Source organism: Roseovarius sp. D22-M7, from assembly GCF_037083785.1.
In the GTDB taxonomy this organism is placed as follows: domain Bacteria; phylum Pseudomonadota; class Alphaproteobacteria; order Rhodobacterales; family Rhodobacteraceae; genus Roseovarius.
Map to the genome: position 1 here is coordinate 60,971 of NZ_JBAPKY010000002.1, position 22,693 is coordinate 83,663.

At 66.2% G+C, this 22,693-nt stretch carries 19 protein-coding genes; 11 read left to right on the forward strand and 8 right to left on the reverse strand.

Features of this window, described 5'->3' with window-relative positions; translation table 11 throughout:
* Positions 1-15: 15 nt before the first annotated feature.
* Complete coding sequence (gene ssb, locus V8324_RS01330) at positions 16-504, forward strand: single-stranded DNA-binding protein (RefSeq protein WP_336418106.1); 489 nt, start codon at positions 16-18, stop codon at positions 502-504.
* A gap of 154 nt (positions 505-658) precedes the next feature.
* Entirely contained in the window at positions 659-2,479 is a 1,821-nt protein-coding gene (gene typA, locus V8324_RS01335) for a translational GTPase TypA (protein WP_336418107.1), read from the forward strand.
* An 86-nt stretch (positions 2,480-2,565) separates the two neighbouring features.
* On the opposite strand, the gene V8324_RS01340 is transcribed toward typA, so the two are convergent.
* From V8324_RS01340 to V8324_RS01375, 8 genes are all read right to left on the reverse strand, one after another.
* Complete coding sequence (locus V8324_RS01340; protein ID WP_336418108.1) at positions 2,566-3,900, reverse strand: Hint domain-containing protein; 1,335 nt, start codon at positions 3,898-3,900, stop codon at positions 2,566-2,568.
* 301 nt (positions 3,901-4,201) lie between these two features.
* A complete protein-coding gene (locus V8324_RS01345) occupies positions 4,202-4,420 on the reverse strand; it encodes a hypothetical protein (protein WP_336418109.1) in 219 nt (72 codons plus the stop codon).
* Positions 4,421-4,606: 186 nt separating this feature from the next.
* Positions 4,607-5,149 (reverse strand): isopentenyl-diphosphate Delta-isomerase, encoded by a 543-nt coding sequence (idi, locus tag V8324_RS01350; protein WP_336418110.1) that lies wholly within the window; start codon positions 5,147-5,149, stop codon positions 4,607-4,609.
* Positions 5,146-6,324 (reverse strand): geranylgeranyl diphosphate reductase, encoded by a 1,179-nt coding sequence (locus tag V8324_RS01355; RefSeq protein ID WP_336418111.1) that lies wholly within the window; start codon positions 6,322-6,324, stop codon positions 5,146-5,148. The genes idi and V8324_RS01355 overlap by 4 nt, the downstream gene beginning before the upstream one ends.
* Positions 6,325-6,327: 3 nt before the next feature.
* On the reverse strand, positions 6,328-7,617 hold the full coding sequence (locus tag V8324_RS01360) for a BCD family MFS transporter (RefSeq protein ID WP_336418112.1): 1,290 nt from the start codon (positions 7,615-7,617) through the stop codon (positions 6,328-6,330).
* Positions 7,618-8,526: a chlorophyll synthase ChlG gene (chlG, locus tag V8324_RS01365; protein ID WP_336418113.1), complete on the reverse strand. Its 909-nt coding sequence runs from the start codon at positions 8,524-8,526 to the stop codon at positions 7,618-7,620.
* 64 nt (positions 8,527-8,590) lie between these two features.
* Complete coding sequence (gene ppsR, locus V8324_RS01370; protein WP_336418114.1) at positions 8,591-10,024, reverse strand: transcriptional regulator PpsR; 1,434 nt, start codon at positions 10,022-10,024, stop codon at positions 8,591-8,593.
* Between the two features lie 32 nt (positions 10,025-10,056).
* On the reverse strand, positions 10,057-10,863 hold the full coding sequence (locus V8324_RS01375; protein WP_336418115.1) for a hypothetical protein: 807 nt from the start codon (positions 10,861-10,863) through the stop codon (positions 10,057-10,059).
* Between the two features lie 334 nt (positions 10,864-11,197).
* Here V8324_RS01375 and bchF point away from each other — a divergent pair, with 334 nt between their 5' ends.
* The 9 genes from bchF to puhB all read left to right on the forward strand — a co-directional run bounded on the left by bchF (position 11,198) and on the right by puhB (position 22,687).
* Complete coding sequence (bchF, locus tag V8324_RS01380; RefSeq protein ID WP_336418116.1) at positions 11,198-11,686, forward strand: 2-vinyl bacteriochlorophyllide hydratase; 489 nt, start codon at positions 11,198-11,200, stop codon at positions 11,684-11,686.
* A complete protein-coding gene (locus V8324_RS01385) occupies positions 11,683-12,969 on the forward strand; it encodes a ferredoxin:protochlorophyllide reductase (ATP-dependent) subunit N (protein WP_336418117.1) in 1,287 nt (428 codons plus the stop codon). The genes bchF and V8324_RS01385 overlap by 4 nt, the downstream gene beginning before the upstream one ends.
* Positions 12,966-14,504 carry a ferredoxin:protochlorophyllide reductase (ATP-dependent) subunit B gene (gene bchB, locus V8324_RS01390; RefSeq protein WP_336418118.1) on the forward strand — a complete coding sequence of 513 codons (1,539 nt, stop codon included), beginning with the start codon at positions 12,966-12,968 and terminating at the stop codon, positions 14,502-14,504. Before V8324_RS01385 ends, bchB begins: the two co-directional genes overlap by 4 nt.
* Positions 14,494-18,057: a magnesium chelatase subunit H gene (locus tag V8324_RS01395; RefSeq protein WP_336418119.1), complete on the forward strand. Its 3,564-nt coding sequence runs from the start codon at positions 14,494-14,496 to the stop codon at positions 18,055-18,057. Before bchB ends, V8324_RS01395 begins: the two co-directional genes overlap by 11 nt.
* Before the next feature lie 115 nt (positions 18,058-18,172).
* The gene (bchL, locus tag V8324_RS01400) at positions 18,173-19,096 is read left to right on the forward strand and encodes a ferredoxin:protochlorophyllide reductase (ATP-dependent) iron-sulfur ATP-binding protein (RefSeq protein ID WP_336418221.1); all 924 of its coding nucleotides are present in this window, start codon (positions 18,173-18,175) and stop codon (positions 19,094-19,096) included.
* Positions 19,096-19,776, forward strand: a complete 681-nt coding sequence (gene bchM, locus V8324_RS01405; protein ID WP_336418120.1) for a magnesium protoporphyrin IX methyltransferase — start codon at positions 19,096-19,098, stop codon at positions 19,774-19,776. Before bchL ends, bchM begins: the two co-directional genes overlap by 1 nt.
* Positions 19,773-21,218 (forward strand): PucC family protein, encoded by a 1,446-nt coding sequence (locus tag V8324_RS01410; protein ID WP_336418121.1) that lies wholly within the window; start codon positions 19,773-19,775, stop codon positions 21,216-21,218. The genes bchM and V8324_RS01410 overlap by 4 nt, the downstream gene beginning before the upstream one ends.
* 28 nt (positions 21,219-21,246) lie before the next feature.
* Positions 21,247-22,020 (forward strand): photosynthetic reaction center subunit H, encoded by a 774-nt coding sequence (gene puhA / locus V8324_RS01415; RefSeq protein ID WP_336418122.1) that lies wholly within the window; start codon positions 21,247-21,249, stop codon positions 22,018-22,020.
* 28 nt (positions 22,021-22,048) lie between these two features.
* A complete protein-coding gene (gene puhB, locus V8324_RS01420) occupies positions 22,049-22,687 on the forward strand; it encodes a photosynthetic complex putative assembly protein PuhB (protein ID WP_336418123.1) in 639 nt (212 codons plus the stop codon).
* Positions 22,688-22,693 lie beyond the last annotated feature (6 nt).

Sequence of the window (22,693 nt, forward strand, 5' to 3'; positions counted from 1 at the left end):
GTCAAGGAGGGCGCGATGGCCGGCTCTGTGAACAAGGTAATCATCATCGGAAATCTGGGCCGCGACCCAGAGACGCGGACCTTCCAGAATGGCGGCAAGGTGTGCAACCTGCGCATCGCCACCTCCGAGAACTGGAAGGACAAGAATACAGGCGAGCGCCGCGAAAAGACCGAGTGGCACTCGGTCGCGATCTTCTCCGAGCCGCTGGCGCGCGTCGCCGAGCAATATCTGCGCAAGGGCTCGAAGGTCTATATCGAGGGCCAGCTCGAGACCCGCAAATGGCAGGACCAGTCCGGGCAGGACCGCTATTCGACCGAGGTCGTGCTGCGCCCCTACCGGTCCGAACTGACGATGCTCGACGGCAAGGGCGAAGGCGGCGGCGGTGGCAGCTACGGCGGCGGTCAGGATCAGGGCTATGGCGGCGGCGATTACGGCGGCGGCCCGTCCGAGCCTCAAGGCGGCGGCCGTCCGGCGCGCGACATGGACGACGAAATCCCGTTCTGATCTGGCTGCCGCGGTGCACGAACACCCCATCCCTTACGCGTCCGCGCGCAAGGGCGGCGCGTGGTAGACCCACGGTCACCGATCCCCCTTTGCCTCTGGTCTTTCCGCGCCGCGGCATATAGGGCGCGTGTCATCACGGTAGAGGACACCGCAAATGGATCTGCGCAACATCGCCATCATCGCCCATGTCGACCACGGCAAGACGACGCTCGTGGACGAATTGCTGAAACAGTCGGGCGCGTTCCGGGCCAATCAGGCGGTCGATGAACGCGCGATGGACAGCAATGACCTGGAACGCGAACGCGGCATCACGATCACCGCCAAACCGACCAGCCTGATGTGGAAATCGACCCGCATCAACATCGTCGACACCCCCGGCCACGCCGATTTCGGCGGCGAGGTGGAACGCATCCTGTCGATGGTCGATGGCGTGGTCCTGCTGGTGGATGCCGCCGAGGGGCCGATGCCGCAGACCAAGTTCGTCACCTCCAAGGCGCTCGCCCTCGGGCTGCGCCCGATCGTCGTGCTCAACAAGGCCGACAAGCCGAACGCGGAACCCGACCGCGCGCTCAACGAGGTGTTCGACCTTTTCGCCAATCTCGACGCCGATGACGACCAGCTCGACTTTCCGCACATGTACGCCTCGGGGCTCGGCGGTTGGGCCGATCACGAGGTCGACGGACCGCGCAAGGATCTCTCGGCACTGTTCGACCTGATCGTCAATCACGTCCCCGCCCCGAAACAGGTGGCACATGCGGACGAGGATTTCAGCATGCTCGCCACCACCCTCGGTGCCGACCCGTTCGTCGGCCGCCTGCTGACCGGCCGCGTCGAAACGGGCCGCCTGAGGGTGGGCGCGACGGTGCAGGCGCTGTCGCGCATCGGCCAGAAGATCGAACAGTTCCGGATCAGCCGCATCCAGGCCTTTCGCGGCCTCTCCAGCCAGGACATCGACGAGGCCGTGGCCGGCGACATCGTCAGCATCGCGGGCATGTCCAAGGCCACCGTCGCCGACACGATCTGCGCCCTGGCCGTCGACACGCCCATCGCGGCGCAGCCCATCGACCCGCCGGTCATCACCGTGAGGTTCGGCATCAATGACAGCCCGCTTGCCGGGCGCGACGGCAAGAAGGTGCAAAGCCGGGTGATCCGCGAGCGCCTGATGAAAGAGGCCGAATCCAACGTCGCCATCCGCGTCGACGACGCACCCGGCGGCGAGGCCTTCGAGGTAGCCGGACGCGGCGAATTGCAGATGGGCGTGCTGATCGAGAACATGCGCCGCGAAGGATTCGAGCTCAGTATCTCGCGGCCCCGGGTGGTGCTGCGCGAGGACGAGAACGGCAACCAGCTCGAACCGGTCGAGGAAGTGACCATCGATGTCGATGACGAGTATTCCGGCGTCGTGATCGAAAAGCTGACCGGCCCGCGCAAGGGCGACCTCGCGGAAATGAAGCCCGCCGATGCCGGCAAGACCCGGATCATCGCGCATGTGCCCTCGCGCGGGCTGATCGGCTATCACGGCGAGTTCCTGACCGATACGCGCGGGACGGGCGTGCTGAACCGCGTCTTTCACGGCTGGGTGCCGCATCGCGGCCCGATCCCGGGTCGGCGCGCCGGCGTGCTCATCTCGATGGAGAACGGCGAGGCGGTGGCCTTCGCGCTGTGGAACCTCGAAGAGCGCGGGCGCATGTTCATCGGCGCCCAGGCCAAGGTCTATCAGGGTATGATCATCGGCGAACACAACCGCGAGAACGATCTCGAGGTGAACCCCCTCAAGGGCAAGAAGCTGACCAACGTGCGCGCCTCGGGCACCGACGAGGCGGTGCGCCTGACCACGCCCGTCACGCTGAGCCTGGAAGGGTCGATCGCCTATATCGACGATGACGAGCTTGTCGAGGTGACCCCCAACGCGATCCGCCTGCGCAAGCGCCTGCTCGACCCGACCGACCGCAAGCGCATGGCGAAGAAGAACTGAGCCGCATAAAGATCCGCCCCTGACGCGATCACGCGCCGGGGCGGGATTTGGTTCGGGGCTGATCCAACGCGATCAGCCGGCCGGTCTCAGGCGACCAGCAGACGTGCCTCGTGCCGTTTCAGCGCGCGGCGCGCGGCCTGATAGGCGGTGATCCCCTGCCGGTCTCGCAGATCCGGGAACAGCTCGAAGATTTCGTCGCGCTGCGCGCGTCCCATCCCGTCAAGCACCTGTTCACCGGGTTGAAAGCTTTCGCTCCAGGCGCCGTTCGACAGGACCACCTCGTGCTGGTCGAACATGAAGTGGACATAGGTGAGCGCGCTGACGTCGGCCCGTTCGACGCCCGCCATGTCGGTCAGGTGCTTGGCCGAGGCCAGAACTTCGCGATCCTCGAAATATAGCGCGGCGCGGTCCGAGTTGATCAGCATCCGGTGCTGCGGGCTGACCAGCATGTCATGCAGCGGCAGACCGCGCCCGAGCGCGCCGGCGCGGATCAGCACGGGACGCAGATGCGGCGCCTTGTACAGCTCGGCCCCGGTGAGGGCGCGCTGTCCGATCCAGCGGATCTCCTGCAGGCCGTTGTCGCGGGTGATCACCCGGTCGCCGACCCGCAGATCCTCGACCGCGCATTCGCCGCTTGGTGTCGCAATTCGCGTACCACGTGTAAAGCATGGCACTATGTTCTCGATCTCGGAAAAGCCGAAACTGCCGGTGACATTGCCGTCACCGTCGAGAAAATTGACCGTGCCACTGGTCGAATCACCGTCGGAATCCGTCGTTTCCCCAATGATTTCAAACGGCCCCTGCCCGGCCAGGCCGATGGTGTCGGTTCCGTCACCGCCGTCGATGCTGTCGCCCGCGGTGGCGCCGAGGAAGGTATCGTCGCCGTCCCCCCCCAGCATCGCATCGGCCCCATCCCCGCCCGTGATCGTGTCATCGCCGTCGCCGCCATCGATCGAATCACCGCCCGGGCCACCGTTAATGCTGTCGTTTCCGGAGCCGCCGATGAGGGTATCGGCCCCCTCGTGACCGAACAGTGTATCATTGCCCGGTCCGCCCAGAACGCTGTCATCGCCGGCATTGCCACTGACCCGGTCAGCCCCTTCACCGCCGAGCAGCGTGTCATCGCCACCCTGACCGAAGATCGTGTCATCACCTGCCAGGCCGTCGATACTGTCGTCGTTTCCAGTCCCGAACAGGATGTTGTTTCCCGGGGTCGGCACCAGAGCGGCGGCCGGTGAGGCGGATGCCGCGGCGAACACTCCAGCCCCTGCGATTTTCCTGGCAGCCGCGCGTCCGCGGCCCTCTTTACCTTCCGGGGGATGGCCTGACGGATCCTGAGAGGCCGCGTGCGTGCCCTGGTCCTCGGATTGGGCCTTGCCCGCGCGGTCGTTCCCGGCACCATCGTCTTTGCGTTTCACCATCTGTCGCTCTCTTTTCTACCAAATCCTGCCGGTTTCGTGCCATGACGTCGCGCCGGAGCCCCGGCCTCGTGCTGCAAGGCTCGCGGACCAAGCTCGATCCGTCATCCGGCACGCCTTCTCATTTTCGCCTTCACGCCCGCGTGGAAATTCTTTGAAACAAAGGCGGTACGCGATGTTCTGTTTGCTATTCAGAAACAATCTAACAGCACATTAACTATTGTGCTAACTGTTTTTCGTCCTGCAGCGCATCTCTTTCGGCGGTCCCGCAGCCGCGATCGGGCCGCCCCGCTTGGTGGCGGAATCAAAGGAGATCGAGCGGTCCGATCCCGTCAGCAGCGTTGCCCGTCCGGGTCCGGATCCCGCCCGTCACCCTGATCTCGTCCGAGACGAAATGGCGGAACAGGGCCTGCAGCACCGCGCAATGCCAAGCCATCAGGACGTAGTCGCCGGTCAACCGGCCGGCGGCGCGCGCGATGGCGTTCAGGCCGACGAAATCGCGGCACGAGGCGGGGCTGCGCATAGGGCTACTCGGCTGGCGCTCGGCCAATCGGTTGCGGATGATCCACCGCTGTCGGCAAGCTCGCGAGACGCGCCTTGGGTAGATCGACAACCGTTTCATGGCACCTTTCAGGGAAAATGTGCCAGCCGTGCGGCCAACTGTTAGTGGCACAATTCAATATCGGGACATTTACACCCTGGCCGCGCCTCAGGCGAAAATCTGCTCGGCATGGCGTTCAAGGTAGATCCGCAGCCATGGCGTGAACACATGCGGCTGCGCGCGCAGCCTCGCCAGCAGATCGGGCATCGCGGTCCATGCGGCCTCCATCACCTCGTCGGGGTCGGGATCGACGGCGATCCGGGCGGGCACCTGCGCCACGAAGATGTCCACCAGCTCGTGCTCGATCAGCCCGTTGCCCACATCCGCGCGGTATTCCACCTGGTTGCGATGCCCAAGCGTCAAACCTTCGAGTCCCAGCTCCTCGCGCAGCCGCCGCTGCGCGCAGTGCGCGGGCGCCTCGTTCCAGTGCGGATGGGTGCAACAGGTATTCGCCCAGAGGCCGGGGGTGTGGTACTTGCCAAGCGCTCGGCGCTGCAAAAGTACCTCGTTCCCATGCATGACGAAGACCGACACCGCCTTGTGGCGCAACCCGCGCCGATGCACCTCGACCTTCTCGACCGGCATCAGCACGCCGTTCTCCCAGGCCGGGATCATGCCGTCCGCGTCGAAAGCCGCCCCACGGTCGGTCATACATGAGCCGCCTTGACCAGTCCCGTCAGGTGCGCAAGGTTCTTGAAGCCGATCTTCAGATGCGCCATCGGACGCGCGCGCACCAGACGCTTGTTCATATAGGCCTCGAAAGTCAGGCGCTGTACGTCGATATCGTGACAGAGAGACACGAAACGCTCGCGCCGCTCATCCGAGCGGTAATAGGCGTTCTGCATCGAGCCGAGCACCCGGAACACCGTCTTGTGCTCTGCCATGAACAGCTTGCGCGCCAGCCGCAGATCGCGGGCACGGCCCGAGGCCAGACAGGCCGCGGCCGCCGTCGCCGCCACGCGGCCGCCGACCATCGCGTAATAGATCCCCTCGCCCGAACTGGGCGCGACGACGCCGGCGGCATCACCGGCCAGGACCACGTCCCGCCCGTTATCCCACCGGTCGAGCGGTTTGAGCGGGATCGGCGCGCCCTCGCGGCGAATGGTCGGGCAATCGGTCAACCCGCTGGCGGCGCGCAGATCGGCGGTCGCCTTTTTCAGATCGACATCGCGCACCATCGACCCCATGCCGACGCTGGCCGATTTGCCATGCGGAAACACCCAGCCGTAGAAATCGGGCGAGATGCGCCCGTCATAGACCACGTCGCAGCGGGCGGGATCATAGGCGCCGACCTTGCCCGGTGCCTCGATGATCTCGTGATAGGCGATCACGTAAGGGATCTTGTCGCCGCCCGGCACCTCGGCGCGGGCCACGTTTGAGCGCGCGCCATCCGCCCCGATCACCAGTTTCGTGCACAGCCGGTGATCTTCGCCGCTTGCCCGGTCGCGGTAGACCACGTGCGTGCCCTCGCCGTCGCGCTCGATCCGCTGGAAGGTGCCGGTGATCCGCACAGCCCCCGCCTCACCGGCACGATTGCGCAGGAACTCGTCGAAATGCTCGCGATCGACCATGCCGACAAACCCGTTCTCGATCGGGATGTCCACGCGGCGACCGGTGGGCGAAATCATCCGCGCGGTCGAGATCTTGGCGACGATCTGATCGTCGGGAATGTGAAAATCCTCGATCAGGCGCGGCGGGATCGCCCCGCCACAGGGCTTGATCCGCCCGGCGCGATCCAGAAGCGCGACCGAATGCCCGGATCGTGCGAGATCCTCGGCGGCGATGGCACCAGACGGCCCCCCCCCCACGACAACAGCATCATACATGGCTCATTCTCCCGGAACGGCGGCCGCGACCTGGCGACCGGAATGTTGGATGACCCGCAGCGCCAGCAGCGCGGCGAGGATGAAAAGCGTGGCCTCGGCGAGGAAGACCGCGCCGAAGGCCTGCGCGTCATTGGCCAGAGCCAGCCGCATGAGATCGACGGCGCCGGCGCCGAGCAGACCGCCGAAGCCCGCCGCGATGGCCTGCGCAGCACCCCAGACGCCCATGCGCGTGCCCTCGCGTGCGCCGCGCCCCTGCCCCGCCAGCGCCATCATCGACCCGATGGCGGCCACCGCGAACATGCCGTTGAAGAACCCGAGGCTGACCACCGCCGGCATCACGCCCGCCGCGATGCCCGCACCGCCGAGCGCGGTAATGAGCCCGAGGCTGCCCGCGGACCCAAGGCACCCCGCCACGACCCAGGCGCGCAGGCTGCCGAAACCGAACCCGGTGGCGGCGACCCCGACGGTGAGCATCCCGAGGAACACGCCGCCGTTCTGCGCCCCGCTGAGCGTCGTGGTCTGCCCCGGCGTCATGCCAAAGACCAGCCCGGCGAAGGGCTCGAGTATCAGCTCCTGCATGAAATAGGCGGTCATCGACAGGAACACGAAGATCGAGAAATTGCGCGCCGCGGGCTCGGCCCAGATCTCGCGCATCCCGTTGAGGAAACTTGTGGTACTGGGCGGGCGGCGGGTCGCCTGCACCCGCGCCTCAATGCCGCGGACCGCCAGCACCGTGGCGAGCAGCGCCGCACCCGTCACCACGCCGACGATCCGCAAAAGCAGCGCCGGGCTGTAGGGATCGAGGAAGGCGCCCACGGTGGACGCGGTGGCGGCGATGCCGAAGATCATCATCAGCCAGGTGATGGTGGCGGCCGCGGCGCGGCGGCGCGGCTCTGTCGCGCTGGCGAGCAGCGCCAGCAGCGAGGTGCCAGAGGCCCCGGCCCCCAGCCCGATCAGCGCATAGGCGAGGATCGACAGCGCGAGGCCGGCGGCAAAGCTCGTCTCGAACAGCATCACGCCGGCGGTCGCGCCAAGCGCGCCGAGGGCCAGCACACCCATGCCGCCGATGATCCAGCGCGTACGGTGCCCGCCTGCATCCGACAGGAACCCCCAGTTCGGCCGGGTGATCTGGATCCCGTAATGCAGCGCGACCAGAAGTCCCGGCAGGACCGCCGGCAGCGCAAGCTCGACCACCATCAGCCTGTTCAGCGTCGAGGTGGTCAGCACCACGATCGACCCGAGCGCCATTTGCACCACGCCCAGCCGTGCGATGGACACCCAGCCAAGGGTCATTCAAAAACCTCCCAACGTGCGCAGCGCCACCGCCGAAACCATCATTCCGGTGATATATAACGTGACGCCGGTCGCGTTGTACCACGGGGCGCGCGCCTTGGGATCCGACAGCAGCACCCGCATCGCCCAGATCTGCGCAGCGATCAGCGCGGCGACGATCAGCGCGTGCCACGGGCGGTCCCATGCGAAAAGCAGCGCCACGACGGCCACCTGCGGCAGGGCCATGACCCAGCACGCGACCCGTGCGGCGCGGTCGGGGCCAAGTGTCACGGGCAGCGAATTGACACCGGTTTGCCGGTCGCCTTCCAGCGCCTTGAAATCGTTGAGCGTCATGATCCCGTGTGCCCCGATCGCATAAAGCAGCGCGATCGTGACGATCGGCCATGACGGCGCACCGGCCGACAGCACGGCCGTGCCGGTGAACCACGGCAGCCCCTCGTAACACAGCCCCACCAAAGCCGGCCCCCAGATACCGGATTTCTTCAGTCGGACGGGTTCGGCCGAGTAGGCCCAGGCGGCCAGCACGCCGAACACGGTGGCCCCGAATCCCCACGGCCCCAGCGTGGCCCCGAGCGCCAGCGCCAGAACGCTCATCATCAGGGCGATCCAGAGGCCCCAGCGGCCGGGAATGGCGCCTGAGGGGATCGGGCGGTGGGGCTCGTTTATGGCGTCGACATGCCGGTCGCACCAGTCATTCGCCGCCTGGCTCATGCCACAGACCACCGGTCCGGCAAGGACCATGCCGATCAGCACCAGCCACGGCGCCTCTGTGACCGGCACGCCCGAGGCGACGACGCCGCAGAGATAGGCCCAGATCGGCGGAAACCACGTGATCGGCTTGATCAGCGTCAGCATGGCGCGCGGACGCGGCAGGCGGTGTGCGGAATGCAATTTGTACGTGACACTCATGGTGTCAATTAAACTATACAATCCGATTCAAGGAAAGGGGTTTATTGACGCGCGGCCGGCGCGATCACTCGTGCTCGCCGCCGGATTTCAGCAGGCCATGCTTGCGCAGCTTGACGTAAAGGCTTTGCCGCGACAGCCCGAGCATTTCGGCCGCGGCGACACGATTGTTGCCGGTCAGCTGCACCGCCGTCTCGATGCACATCTTCTCGATCACATCCGACGTCGCCGAGACCAGTTCCTTCAGCGACGCGGTCCCCACCAGGTCCATCACGTGTTTCATCGCGTCGTCGCTCACCATGACGCCCGGCTCGCCGGGGCTGGCGACCTCGGTCTGGGTGACATCACGGATCACGAAGCCGACGCCAAGGTCGCCGCCGCGCTGACGCAGCTGCGCGGTGGCGATGTCAACGGTCGCGCGGTTGCCCACGATGCTCTTGATCTGTGCGGTGTAGCTGCGCATGCGCCCGTTCTTCGACGTGTTCTCGAGCATCAGCTTGAGATCCACCCCGCCCCGCACGAGGAAATCGCCCAGCGGACGATCCTTCACATCGCGCAGCTGGGCGGTGTCGGTCATCACCAGAAACGCCTCGTTCGCCTCACGTATGTTGCCCTTGGAATCGGTCAGCACGATGGCATCCGTGCTGGCGAAATAAAGCGACGCGAGCGTCCGGGAAAACTCGGGACCGGCTGCGTCCTTGTCCTCCATGTGATGCAAGCGGCACAGAAGGACCAGAGCGCCCGACGCGCGAAAGAATTCGGGGCAAAGCTTTACCAAACGTCCGTTGCGGCGCGACACGACCTCGATGCTCTTGCGCTCGTCCGCGCTCGCCGCGGCCGAGATCGCGTCCATGAATTCCTGCTGCCGACGCCCCTCGAAGGCCTGCGAGAAGGCGCTGCTGTAAAGCAGATCGGTCGTGCACCCCAGAAGGTCAGCGGCCGCGGTATTGATATCGGTGATCCGACCGGCATCGGGATCGAGCAGGACCATCGGCGTGTCCGACGCCTCGAGCACGATGCGGAAATGGGTCTCGGCGCTGCGCACCTTCTGAAGATCCCGCTCGCGCGCCGATTGCTCGGTCAGAAGGCGCTGCTGGATCTCCGCGAAGGGCTGAAGATCGCGCCCGACCAGAAGGATGGCATCGCTGTCGCGCGCGAGGTGCATCGTGTAGCGGATCGGGAATTCCCACCGCGCGTTGTCCACGTGGTTGAGTTCCATCGGCCGCACGGTCGGCTCTGACCCGGCGCGCAACTTCGCGGCCCGCTCGGCGAATTTGGGTTTGCACTCGTCGGTCAGGAAATCCGAGAAGACCCGCCCGACCCAGTGGTCGAGCCGGCCCAGTGACGGACAATCGGGATTGACGGATATGCCGATGACGACGCCCTCGGCATCGACCGCGACCGCCATGTCAGACGTTTGTTCGATAAGGTGATCGATGTGCTCCGGTTCTGGAAGGACACCAGCGAAGAAGCGCTCTGATGCCCTGAGATATCTTGTCACTTCGTCACCTCAAATTACGGCTGCCGCCCCCCTCAGAACGTCAGCTCGGAAGAGACCGGTTCGGCAACCGATACAAGTCTGCATCGCTCGATCGCCTCTCGTACCGATTGCACAGCATATGTTGCCCCGGTCCGGTCCGCAACCGCCGATTCCTGGTCCACCACGCTGCCCCCGATGATCAGCGGCGGGCACTCCTTGACGCTGTCCCTGATATCCGTGACCAGATCCGTCATCCTGTCGAGCGCGTTGCCCGTCGACAGCGTGAACCCGACCATCGAGAACCGCCCCCCGGCCACGAGGTTGACCACCTCGTCAGTCTCCAGCCCGATGGCCAGATTGACCCAGACGCCATGTCGGCGAAACTGGTCGGCCGCGACGAACGCGCCGAGCGAATGATCCTCGAATTGCGGGATGACCAGCAGGATCGACTGACCGAGCGGCACGCTGCGATCCATCCCGGGCCCGTTATCGCCGACCTTTCTTTCACGGATCAGCGACTGCAGGCGCGACGCCCCGGTCGTGACCTCGACAAAGGTCGCCTCGTCATAAAGCCACATCTCGCCGAGGTGGCGGGCCGCGTCGGGAATGACCGATTGGTAGAGGTCCTCGGGTTCGAACCCGCTCAGGACCATGTCCGAGATCACGGCCCGGTACGCGGTGTCGGACTCGGCGACAAGCGCGTCGCAAAGGTGCTGGACCCACTCGGCCCGGGACGCGGGTTTCTCGTGATGCTTGTGCGTTGCGACGCTTCGCAGGGCCGACTCCACCAGGAATCGTATCCCGTCATCCTCTTCGTACGACCCGTTGCCGGTGCCCGCCTGCCGAGTGTCCTGTTTCATTGTCCCCTCCCGTCCTGAAACCTCGCGACGTCATGACGTACATGCGTCGCGATCATTTAGAATAACCAGAGTGCTGAGCCGTCTGTCAATTGTCAAATATTGTTGACACGCAGGGTGGTAGCGAACCGGCAGGGTGATGATCTTCCACGAAAATAATTTGGCTCGGAAAATCGCAAGCTTACGGCCAATCCCCGCCTGACGCCGAGAAAATCGGCCCTGCGCGTTTCGTGACGAACTGAGGATCGCCTCGTTTTTGGGCTGTAAGTTTTAATTGACACTTTTGCCCGCTGTCACTTAGCATGACAATCAGCAAGAGCGTTCATCGAGGCAAGCAATGGAACCGAGAACACCCACCGAAGGTCCGGCACACGGGCTTTACACCAAGGCTCAGCGCGCCCGGCGCGACGCCAGCGTGTGGACCCTGATCCAGGGGATCCTCGCGCCGGTCCAGTTCCTGGTGTTCCTGGTGTCGCTCGGGCTGGTGCTGCGGTTTCTCGCGACGGGTGAAGGCTACGAGGCCGCGACGCTGTCGATCCTCGTCAAGACGGGATTCCTGTACCTCATCATGGTTACCGGGGCGATCTGGGAGAAGATCGTCTTCGGTCAGTACCTGTTCGCGCCCGCCTTCTTCTGGGAGGACGTGTTCAGCTTTGCCGTGATCGCCCTGCACACGGCCTATGTCTACGCGCTCTTCGCGGGGTCCATGGGGCCCAACGCGCTGATGGCGGTCGCGCTCGCGGCCTATGCCGCCTACGTGATCAATGCCGGGCAATTCCTTCTGAAATTGCGGGCCGCGCGCCTGCAGACGGAGGCCGCCGGATGACCCAGCACACGCCCCCGCCCCCGGCCACAGGATGCCGTAATGCCCCCGTGCTGAAACAGCGCGGCCAGCACGAGGTGTTCTGCGGGCTGACGGGAATCATCTGGCTGCACCGCAAGATGCAGGACGCGTTCTTCCTCGTCGTCGGCTCGCGCACCTGCGCCCACCTGCTGCAAAGCGCCGCCGGCGTGATGATCTTCGCAGAGCCGCGCTTCGGCACAGCGATCCTCGAGGAAACCGATCTGGCCGGGCTGGCCGATGCCCAGGACGAGCTCGAGCGCGAGGTCGACCGCCTGCTGGCGCGCCGCAGCGACATCCGCCAGCTTTTCCTCGTGGGCAGCTGCCCGTCAGAGGTCATCAAGCTTGATCTCGCAAAGGCGTCGGAAAAGCTGAGCGCCAAGCACGCGCCGAAAGTTCGCGTGCTGAATTATTCCGGATCGGGCATCGAGACCACCTTTACAGAGGGTGAGGATGCCTGCCTCGCCTCGATGGTGCCGGTCCTGCCGCAGACCGAGAAGCGGCAGCTGATGCTGGTCGGCGCCCTGCCCGACGTGGTCGAGGATCAGGCGCTGGACCTGCTGCGGCAGATGGGCATCGAGGACATCACCGTGCTGCCGGCGCGCCTGGCCGATACCGAGGTCGCCGTCGGGTCCAATACCGTCTTCGCCCTGACACAGCCATTCCTTGGCGGGACCCATGCCGCCCTGGAAAGACGCGGGGCGCGTCACCTTCCCGCGCCGTTCCCATTCGGCGAAGAGGGCACCACCGCGTGGCTTCGCGCCGTGGCAAGGGAATTCGGCGTCGATCAGCAGCTGTTCGACGCCGTCACCGACGCGCCCCGCGCACGTGCCCGCAAGGCCGTGGCCAAGGCCACCGAAACCCTGAACGGCAAATCGGTGTTCTTCTTTCCCGACAGCCAGCTCGAGATTCCGCTGGCGCGGTTCCTGACCCGCGAATGCGGCATGAGCGCCCTCGAGGTCGGCGCGCCCTTCATCCACAAGGACGTGGTCGGCCCCGACATGGATCTGCTGGCCGACGGCACGCAACTGGCCGAGGGGCAGGATGTCGATCTGCAACTGGAACGCTGCCGCGCCGCCCATCCCGACCTGACGGTGTGCGGGCTCGGCCTTGCCAACCCGCTGGAGGCCGAGGGCCTCACCACCAAGTGGGCGATCGAGCTGGTCTTCACGCCGGTGCATTTCTACGAACAGGCCGGCGATCTCGCGGCGCTCTTCTCGCGCCCGATCCGTCGGCGCGAAGCGCTGAGGCTGGAGGCCGCCACATGAAGCTGAGCGTCTGGACATATGAAGGCCCGCCCCATGTCGGCGCGCTGCGCGTGGCGACCGGCATGACCGGTCTGCACTACGTGCTGCACGCCCCGCAGGGCGACACCTATGCCGATCTGCTCTTCACCATGATCGAGCGGCGCAACCACCGCCCGCCGGTCACCTACACCACCTTCCAGGCGCGCGACCTCGGCAGCGACACCGCGCAGCTTTTCAAGACCGCCTGCGAGAATGCCTACGAACGGTTCAAACCGCAGGCGATGATCGTCGGCGCCTCCTGCACCGCCGAACTGATCCAGGACGATCCCGGCGGCATGGCCGAGATGATGGGCATGCCGATCCCGGTGATCGCGCTTGAACTGCCCAGCTACCAGCGCAAGGAGAATTTCGGCTGTGACGAGACGTTCTTCCAGCTCTGCCGCGCGCTGGCCAAGCCGGTCGAGAAAACGCCGCAGGTCACCGCCAATCTGATCGGCCCCACGGGCCTTGGCTTTCGCCACCGCGACGATATCGTCGAGGTAACGGCTCTGCTGGAAGAGATGGGGATCTCGGTCAATGTCTGCGCGCCGATGGGCTCGTCGCCCGACGATCTGCGCCGTCTGGGTGCCGCGCATTTCAACGTGCTGATGTATCCCGAAACCGGCGAATCCGCCTGCCGCTGGATGGAGCGCGACCTCGGCCTGCCCTTCACAAAGACCGTGCCGATCGGCGTCGGCGCGACACGCGATTTCGTCAAGGAAGTCAGCGCGCTGACAGGCATTCCCGAGAAACTGGATGAAGCGCGTCTGCGCCTGCCCTGGTACTCGTCCAGCGTCGATTCGACGTATCTGACCGGCAAGCGCGTCTTCATCTTCGGCGACGGCACGCATGTCGCCGCCGCTGCGCGCATCGCGCGCGACGAGATGGGCTTCGAGGTCGCGGGGCTCGGCTGCTACAACCGCGAGATGGCCCGCCCCATCCGGGCGCTGGCCAAGGAATACGGCGTCGAGGCGCTGATCACCGACGACTACCTCGACGTGGAACAGACGATCGAGGCGCTGGCGCCCGAGATGATCCTCGGCACCCAGATGGAGCGTCACATCGGCAAGCGCCTCGGGATTCCCTGCGCGGTGATCTCGGCGCCCGTCCACGTGCAGGATTATCCCGCGCGCTATAGCCCGATGATGGGGCTGGAGGGCGCGAACGTGATCTTCGACACATGGGTGCATCCGCTGGTGATGGGCCTCGAAGAACATCTGCTCAACATGTTCCGCGAGGATTTCGAGTTCCACGACGAGGCAGGGGCGAGCCATCACGGTGCAGCGCATGTGCCGCGTGCCGCCGACGCACCGGTCGCCGCACAGCCGCAGCCCGCTGCCGAGGCGCAGGAAGGAAACACGATCTGGATGTCCGATGCGGAGGCTGAGTTGAAGAAGATCCCGTTCTTCGTGCGCGGCAAGGCGCGGCGCAACACCGAAAGCTACGCCGCCGAACGCGGGGTCCGCGAGATCGGCGTGGACACCCTCTACGAGGCGAAGGCGCATTATGCTCGATAACATGACGATATCCCCGCGCTACAGCATCGCGATCATCACGCTCGACGCGCATGCCGCGGGGCCCTGCGCCAAGGCCGCCACGCGCATGGCGGCGGAATTTCCCGGGCTCGAGGTCAGCGTGCACGCCGCCGCCGAATGGGGCGAAAGTGCCGAGGCGCTGGCAGCCGCGCGCGCCGCGGTCGCGCGCGCCGACATCATCGTCTCGACGCTGCTGTTTCTCGAGGACCACCTGAACGCGATCGTCCACGACATGCAGGCCCGCCGCGACGATTGCGACGCGATGGTCGGGATCGTCGCCGATGCCCAGATCGTGAAGCTGACGCGCATGGGCACGCTGGACATGGGCGCGCCCGCCTCGGCCACCAGCAAGCTGCTGAAGAAACTGCGCGGGTCGTCCAAACCGTCCTCGCAGAGCGGCGCGCGCAATGTCCGGATGCTCAAGCGGCTGCCGCGCATCCTCAAGCTGATCCCGGGCAAGGCGCAGGACCTGCGGGCCTGGTTCCTGACGATGCAATACTGGCTGGGCGGCTCTGACGACAATATCGAGGCGATGCTGCGATTCCTGATCTCCCGCTACTGCCATATCAAGGACTGGCGCGGCGGGCGCGTTCCCGCTCCGCTGGAATACCCCGATACCGGGCTCTACCACCCCGACCTCGCCGACCGTATCACCGAAAATCCCGCCGATCTTCCGGGTCCGGACGGATCGCGCGGCACGGTCGGCGTGCTCTTGATGCGCAGCTACGTGCTGGCGGGCGACACCGCGCATTACGACGCGGTGATCCGCGCGCTTGAGGCGCGCGGGCTGCGGGTTCTCGCGGGCTTTTCGTCGGGCCTCGACGGGCGCCCGGCGATCGCGACCTTCTTCCGCGACAAGCTTGGCACTAAGATCGACGCGCTGCTGTCGCTGACCGGGTTCAGTCTGGTAGGCGGGCCCGCCTACAATGACAGCGACGCCGCCGTCGACGTGCTCAAGGGGCTCGACGTGCCCTACATCGCCGCGCATCCGCTAGAGTTTCAGACGCTGGCCCAATGGGCAGCCTCACCGCAGGGGCTGGGCCCGATCGAGACCACCATGCTGATCGCCCTGCCGGAGCTTGACGGCGCGACCAATCCAACGATCTTCGCCGGGCGCCACGGCGCGTCGGGCTGCGCGGGCTGCGCGCATAACTGCGCGGCGCAAAGCGACGTCAAGGCGATGGCGCCGTGCCCCGAACGGGTTGGGAAACTGGCCGAACGCGTCGGCCGGCTGGTGTCGCTGCGGCGCAGCGAAGTAGCCGAGCGTCGGCTCGCCATCGTGCTCTTCGGCTTTCCGCCCAATGCCGGCGCGGCGGGGACGGCGGCTTATCTCGACGTCTTCCGATCGCTCTACAACACGCTGCACGCGATGGCCGATCGCGGCTACGACCTGACCCCGCCCGACAGCGTCGAGGCGTTGCGCGCCACCGTTCTGGAAGGCACCGCGCAGCAATACGGGCAAGAGGCCAACATCGCCGCGCATGTCAGCGCCGACGAGATGGTGACGGGCACCCCGTGGCTCGACGAGATCGAGGCGCAATGGGGCGCGGCGCCCGGCAAGGTGCAATCCGACGGGCGCGGCGTCTACGTGCTGGGCGCGCAGTTCGGCAACATCTTCGTGGGGCTGCAGCCCGCCTTCGGCTACGAGGGCGACCCGATGCGCCTTCTGTTCGAGCGCGGCTTTGCCCCCACCCATGCCTTCGCGCAGTTCTACCTGTGGCTGCGCAACAGCTTCCGCGCCGATGCGGTGCTGCATTTCGGCATGCATGGCGCGCTGGAATTCATGCCCGGCAAGCAGGCCGGCCCGAGTGGCGCTGACTGGCCCGACCGGCTGATCGGCGACATGCCGAACGTCTATCTCTACGCCTCGAACAACCCGTCCGAGGCGACGCTGGCCAAGCGCCGCTCTTGCGCGGTGACAATCACGCATATGACGCCGCCGCTGGCCACTTCGGGGCTTTACAAGGGCCTGTCAGAACTGAAGGACAGCCTGACCCGCTGGCGCGGGATGGAGCCCGCCGCGCCGCAGCGCGACGAACTCGCAGAACTGATCGCCGAACAGGCCGCCGCGGTGGACATGGACGGCGCGGATCCGCACGCGCTGTGGCTGCGCCTTCTGGAAACCGAGGATGCGCTGATCCCCGAGGGTCTGCACGTGCTCGGCCGTCCGATGAGCGACAGCGCCCGCGCCGATTATCTGAACCTGATGACCGATGCCGACGCCGAAACCCGCGCCCGGGTCGACCGCGTGTTGCAGGGCGATCACGAGATCCCCGGGCTGCTCAACGCGCTCGAAGGGCGGTTCACGCCGCCGGTGCCGGGCGGCGACCTGATCCGGTCGGCCAACATCCTGCCGACGGGTCGCAACATCCACGCCTTCGATCCGTTCCGCATGCCGTCGGAATTCGCCTGCCGCGAGGGCGCCAAACAGGCGCAGGTGCTTCTGGATACGCACAAGAGCCTGCCGCGTAGCGTCGCGCTGGTGCTTTGGGGGTCCGACAACATCAAGTCGGATGGCAGCCCGATCGCGCAGGCGCTCGCGCTGATCGGGGCGGTGCCGCGGTTCGACGGGTTCGGGCGCCTCTGCGGCGCGGACCTGATCCCGCTGGAAACGCTGGGACGCCCGCGCATCGACGTCATCATGACGCTGTCGGGCATCTTCCGCGACCTGCTGCCGCTGCAGAGCAGGCTGCTGGCCGAGGCCGCGCTGAAGGCCGCCACCGCCGACGAGCCGGTCGAGCAGAACTTCATCCGCGCCCACGCCCTGAGCTATGCCGAGAAGATCGGCTGCGACATGGAAACCGCCGCCCTACGCGTCTTTTCCAATGCCGAAGGCACTTACGGGTCGAACGTGAACCAGCTGGTCGACAGCTCGGCCTTCGGCGAAGAGGACGAACTGGCAGACGCCTACGAGGCCCGCAAGAGCTTTGCTTACGGCGTGAACGGCAAGGCGCAACAGAACGCGCCGCTATTGCAGGCGGCACTGCGCGACGTGGACGTGGCCTACCAGAACCTCGAATCGGTGGAACTGGGGATCACCTCGGTGGATCACTATTTCGACACGCTCGGCGGGATCAGCCGCGCGGTGAAACGCGCCCGTAATGGCCGGGAAGCGACGGTCTATATCAGCGACACCACCCGCGGCGCGGGCAAGGTGCGCACGCTGGCCGATCAGGTCTCTCTCGAGACGCGGTCGCGCGCGCTCAACCCGAAATTCCACGAAGCGTTGCTCAGCCACGGCGCCGAGGGCGTGCGCCAGATCGAAAGCCACGTGACCAACACGATGGGCTGGTCGGCCACCACCGGCCAGGTCGAGCCGTGGGTCTACCAGCGCCTGTCGGAGACCTTCGTGCTCGACGCGGCGATGCGCAAGCGGATGACCGACCTCAACCCGGCGGCCTCGTCGCGGATGGCCAACCGCCTGCTCGAGGCACATGACCGCGCCTATTGGAGCCCCGACGACGCCACGCTGTCGGCGCTGCGCGACGCCGCCGACAGCATCGAGGACCGACTCGAAGGGATCGCGGCAGAATGACCCGTCCCCGCACAGCGCAAACAGGCCCGGACGACGGGCGCACCACCCCAATCGGGAGGAGACACTCATGAGCCCACTGGATAACAGACAACAACCCCCCGCCGCGCGAGCCAACATGCGCGAGGCCGCCGGTCTCGAGGCGCGCCGCAAGGTCGAGACCCCGCCCGTGCTCAAGGGGCAGGACGGCGAAGGCTCGGTGCAGGTGCATCAGGACGATTCGATGAAGATCGAGGGGGCCAAGGTCTTTTCGGTCTACGGCAAGGGCGGTATCGGCAAGTCAACGACCAGTTCAAACCTCTCGGCGGCATTTTCCAAGATGGGCAAGCGCGTGCTGCAGATCGGCTGCGACCCCAAGCATGACAGCACCTTCACCCTGACCGGCCAGCTTCAGCCGACGGTGATCGACATCCTGAAGAACGTCGATTTCCACGCCGAGGAACTGCGCCCCGAGGATTTCGTGACCGTGGGCTACGGCGGCGTGCAATGCGTCGAGGCCGGCGGCCCGCCCGCCGGCACCGGCTGCGGCGGCTACGTGGTGGGCCAGACCGTGAAACTGCTGAAGCAGCATCACATGCTGGAAGACACCGACGTGGTGATCTTCGACGTTCTGGGCGACGTGGTTTGCGGCGGATTTGCGGCCCCGCTGCAGCATGCCGACCGGGCGCTGATCGTAACCGCGAACGATTTCGACAGCATCTACGCGATGAACCGGATCATCGCCGCCGTCCAGGCCAAGGCGAGCAACTACAAGGTGCGGCTTGCCGGCTGCGTCGCGAACCGGTCCAAGAATACCGACGAGGTCGATCGCTATTGCGAGCGCGTCGGCTTCAGCCGCATCTCGCACATGCCGGACGTCGATGCCATCCGCCGGTCGCGTCTGAAGAAGAAGACGCTGTTCGAGATGGATGACGAGGAAGACATCGTGGCCTGCCGCGCCGAATACATCCGGCTGGCGGAAACGCTCTATCGCGGCACCGATCCGCTGGCGCCGGCCCCGATGGAAGATCGGGACATCTTCGAGATGCTCGGTTTCGACTGATGACCTATGACCGCACCCTCAGCCGGGTCGAAACCTATTTCGACAAGACGGCCACCCGCACTTGGGAGAGGCTGACCAGCGACGCACCGGTCAGCCGGATCCGCGGATCGGTGCGGGTCGGCCGCGACCGGATGCGGGCGCAGATCCTGTCGCGCCTGCCCGCCGATCTGACGGGCCTGCGCGTGCTCGATGCCGGGTGCGGCACCGGGCAGATGACCGAAGCACTGGCCCTGCGCGGGGCGGATGTGCTCGCGGTCGACATCTCGCCGTCGCTTGTCGATGTCGCGCGGGCCCGCCTGCCGCGGCATCTGCAGCGGCGGGTCAGCTTTCACGCCGGCGACATGCTGGAGGCCGGGCTTGGCACGGTCGACCACGTCGTCGCGATGGACAGCCTGATCTATTACGCCCAGCCGGACCTCACGCGCGCGTTGGCGGGGCTGGCCGATCGGACGCGCGGCAAGATCATCTTCACTGTCGCCCCGCGCACCCCGCTTCTGATGGCAATGTGGCAGGTGGGCAAACTCTTTCCGCGCGCCGACCGCTCGCCGACCATGGTCCCGCACGCCCCGGGCGCACTCGCGCATGCCCTGCGCTCGACGCCGGTCGAGGCGCGGCTCGTCGCGCTCGATCGCATCAATTCGGGATTCTACATTTCACAGGCCATGGAGCTCGCGAGATGACCACGCGCCGCACCTCTCCGCTGATCCACCTGACCACCCGCATCCTGCCATTCTCGGATGCAGCCAGCAAAGGCCTGCCGATGGGGCAGCTTCTGCGGCTGTCACTGTTCCAGGTGTCGGTCGGGATGGCGACGGTGATGCTGCTCGGCACGCTCAACCGCGTGATGATCGTGGAACTCTCGGTGCCGGCGACCATCGTCGCGGTGATGATCGCGCTGCCAGTGCTGATCGCGCCCTTCCGCACGCTTCTGGGGTTCCGGTCGGACACGCATCGCAGCGCCATCGGCTGGAAGCGCATCCCCTACCTGTGGTTCGGCTCTCTCTGGCAGATGGGCGGGCTTGCGGTGATGCCCTTCGCGCTGCTCGTGCTGTCGGGACAGCAGGTCGTCGGGCCGACATGGGCCGGCGAGGTGCTGGCGGCGCTGGCGTTCCTGATGACCGGCCTCGGGCTGCACATGACGCAGACTGCCGGGCTGGCGCTGGCCAGCGACCGCGCCGATGACGCAACACGCCCGCGGGTCGTGGCGCTGCTTTACGTGATGTTCCTTCTGGGCATGGGGGCGTCCTCGCTGATCATCGGCTGGTTGCTGCGCGATTTTGCACCCTTCACGCTGATCCGGGTGGTTCAGGGCGCGGCGGTGGTCGGCATTCTGCTCAACCTCGTGGCCCTCTGGCGGCAGGAAAACGTGAAGCCCATGAGCCGCGAAGAGCGCGAAACACCGCGCCCGCGCTTCCGCGAGGCCTGGGCCGATCTGCTGGCCGGCGGCCAGGCCGGGCGGCTGCTGGCGGTCGTGTTCCTGGGCACCGTCGCTTTCAACATGCAGGATGTGCTGCTCGAACCCTACGGTGGCGAGATCCTGGGGCTTTCGGTGTCGGCGACCACGATGCTCACAGCGGTCTGGGCCTTCGGCGCGCTTCTGGGGTTCACATTGGCCGGTCGGATGCTTGCACAGGGGATCAACACCTACAGGATGGGCGCCTTCGGCATCCTTGTCGGCATCGCGGCCTTCTCGACGGTGATATTCGCCGCGCCGCTCGATTCGAACGTGATGTTCTTCAGCGGCGCGGGGCTGATCGGCTTCGGGAACGGCCTTTTCGCGGTCGCGACGCTGACCGCCGCCATGACCATGCCGGTCACCGGAACCGCCGGGCACGGGCTGGCGCTTGGCGCCTGGGGGGCCGCGCAGGCCACCGGCGCCGGGCTGTCGATCGCCATGGGCGGCGCCTTGCGCGACTGGATCGATGCCATGGCAACATCCGGCCGCCTCGGAGAGGCGCTGAACTCGTCCGCGACCGGCTATTCCTTCGTCTACCATGTCGAGATCGGGCTGCTTTTCGTGACGCTTGCCGCGCTCGGACCGCTGGTCCGGATCGCGCGCGTCGGCCCTCGCAACACCCAAAAGGGATCGGCCCGTATCGGCCTGGCCGATTTCCCGACATGACCCGCCGTACCTTGGAAAGGATACCAAGATGATCGAGACATTCTTTGGACAAGTCGACCTCGCCAGCGTGGCGCTGTGGCTGTTCTACATCTTCTTCGCCGCGCTGATCATCTACATCCAGCGCGAGAACATGCGCGAGGGCTATCCGACGGAGGATGACGACGGCAATCCGTCCGCGAACCAGGGCTTGTACCCGATGCCCAGTGACAAGACCTTCAAGCTGCCGCATGGCCGTGGCGATGTGACGGTCCCATCTGGACAAACCCCCGAGCGCAGCAATATCGCGCTCCGGAAAACCGCGGTCGCCAGCGGCTTTCCGTTCGAGCCGACGGGCGATCCGATGCTTGACGGGGTCGGCCCGGCCTCTTGGGCACCGCGCCGCGACATGCCCGAGCTTGACGGCAAGGGACATCCCAAGATCGTGCCGATGGCGGCGACCGACAGCTTCGGCGTGTCGGCCGGGCGCGATCCGCGCGGGCTGCCGGTCCGGGCCGGCGACGGCGAAACGGTGGGCACCATCACCGACATGTGGCTCGACGAGCCCGAGCAGATGGTGCGTTACCTCGAATTCGAACTCGACGCCGAGCATGGCGGCGGCAAGCGGCTGGTGCCGCTGACGATGGCGCGGATCAAGAAGGATTGTGTCAAGATCCGCTCGATCTTCGGCAAGCATTTCGCGAATGTTCCGAAACATGCCTCGCCGAACCAGATCACCATGCTCGAGGAAGACAAGATTAGCGGTTATTATGCGGGCGGCACGCTTTACGCGTCCGAGGCCCGTCAAGAGCCGCAACTGGGCTGACAGGCCCATCAGGAAGGGAGGGGCTGACATGAGCCACGATCACGACGATTTCGCCGTAGAGCCCGTGAAGGGATTGCCGGAGCGCCCGCCAGAGGGAGAACACGTCCTCTGGCAGGGCCGGCCGCACTGGTGGGCACTGACCCGCGACGCGCTGAGCCTTTACTGGGTCGCGGGCTATTTCGTGGCGCTGTTCGCATGGCGGTTCCTCACGCTGGCCGACCAGGTCACGCTGGCCAGCGCCTTTCGCGCCTCGTTCCCGTTCATCATCCTCGGGGGCGTGGTCTGCGCGATCCTGCTGATCGTGGGCGTCGCGCAGGCCCGCGCCACCGTCTACACGATCACCAACCGCCGGGTGGCCATGCGCATCGGGGCCGCGCTGACGGTGACGCTGAACCTGCCCTTCACCCAGATCCGCAACGCCGATCTGAACCTGCGCCGCGACGGCACCGGCTCTGTCGCGCTTGACTTGCTGGGCGAAACACGGCTGAGCTATCTCGTGTGCTGGCCGCATGTCCGCCCGTGGGTCATGCGCCGCACGCAACCGGCGCTGCGCTGTATCCCCGACGCCGAAAGCGTGGCGCGCCTGCTGGCCGAGGCCGCCGAGGAGCGCGTCCAGATGCCGCAGGTGGCGCGGATGCCGGACGCCGCCCCGATCGCCGCAGAATAACCCGGA

Bases quoted from the DNA above. Each gene is read 5' to 3' on its own strand.
- V8324_RS01360 (WP_336418112.1), bottom strand. From the start codon at position 7,617: ATGACCCTTGGCTGGGTGTCCATCGCACGGCTGGGCGTGGTGCAAATG.
- V8324_RS01395 (WP_336418119.1), top strand. From the start codon at position 14,494: ATGCTCGATAACATGACGATATCCCCGCGCTACAGCATCGCGATCATC.
- V8324_RS01410 (WP_336418121.1), top strand. From the start codon at position 19,773: ATGACCACGCGCCGCACCTCTCCGCTGATCCACCTGACCACCCGCATC.
- puhB (WP_336418123.1), top strand. From the start codon at position 22,049: ATGAGCCACGATCACGACGATTTCGCCGTAGAGCCCGTGAAGGGATTG.
- V8324_RS01340 (WP_336418108.1), bottom strand. From the start codon at position 3,900: ATGGTGAAACGCAAAGACGATGGTGCCGGGAACGACCGCGCGGGCAAG.
- V8324_RS01375 (WP_336418115.1), bottom strand. From the start codon at position 10,863: ATGAAACAGGACACTCGGCAGGCGGGCACCGGCAACGGGTCGTACGAA.
- V8324_RS01385 (WP_336418117.1), top strand. From the start codon at position 11,683: ATGACCCAGCACACGCCCCCGCCCCCGGCCACAGGATGCCGTAATGCC.
- bchB (WP_336418118.1), top strand. From the start codon at position 12,966: ATGAAGCTGAGCGTCTGGACATATGAAGGCCCGCCCCATGTCGGCGCG.
- puhA (WP_336418122.1), top strand. From the start codon at position 21,247: ATGATCGAGACATTCTTTGGACAAGTCGACCTCGCCAGCGTGGCGCTG.
- bchM (WP_336418120.1), top strand. From the start codon at position 19,096: ATGACCTATGACCGCACCCTCAGCCGGGTCGAAACCTATTTCGACAAG.
- idi (WP_336418110.1), bottom strand. From the start codon at position 5,149: ATGACCGACCGTGGGGCGGCTTTCGACGCGGACGGCATGATCCCGGCC.
- bchL (WP_336418221.1), top strand. From the start codon at position 18,173: ATGCGCGAGGCCGCCGGTCTCGAGGCGCGCCGCAAGGTCGAGACCCCG.
- typA (WP_336418107.1), top strand. From the start codon at position 659: ATGGATCTGCGCAACATCGCCATCATCGCCCATGTCGACCACGGCAAG.
- V8324_RS01345 (WP_336418109.1), bottom strand. From the start codon at position 4,420: ATGCGCAGCCCCGCCTCGTGCCGCGATTTCGTCGGCCTGAACGCCATC.
- ssb (WP_336418106.1), top strand. From the start codon at position 16: ATGGCCGGCTCTGTGAACAAGGTAATCATCATCGGAAATCTGGGCCGC.
- bchF (WP_336418116.1), top strand. From the start codon at position 11,198: ATGGAACCGAGAACACCCACCGAAGGTCCGGCACACGGGCTTTACACC.
- chlG (WP_336418113.1), bottom strand. From the start codon at position 8,526: ATGAGTGTCACGTACAAATTGCATTCCGCACACCGCCTGCCGCGTCCG.
- V8324_RS01355 (WP_336418111.1), bottom strand. From the start codon at position 6,324: ATGTATGATGCTGTTGTCGTGGGGGGGGGGCCGTCTGGTGCCATCGCC.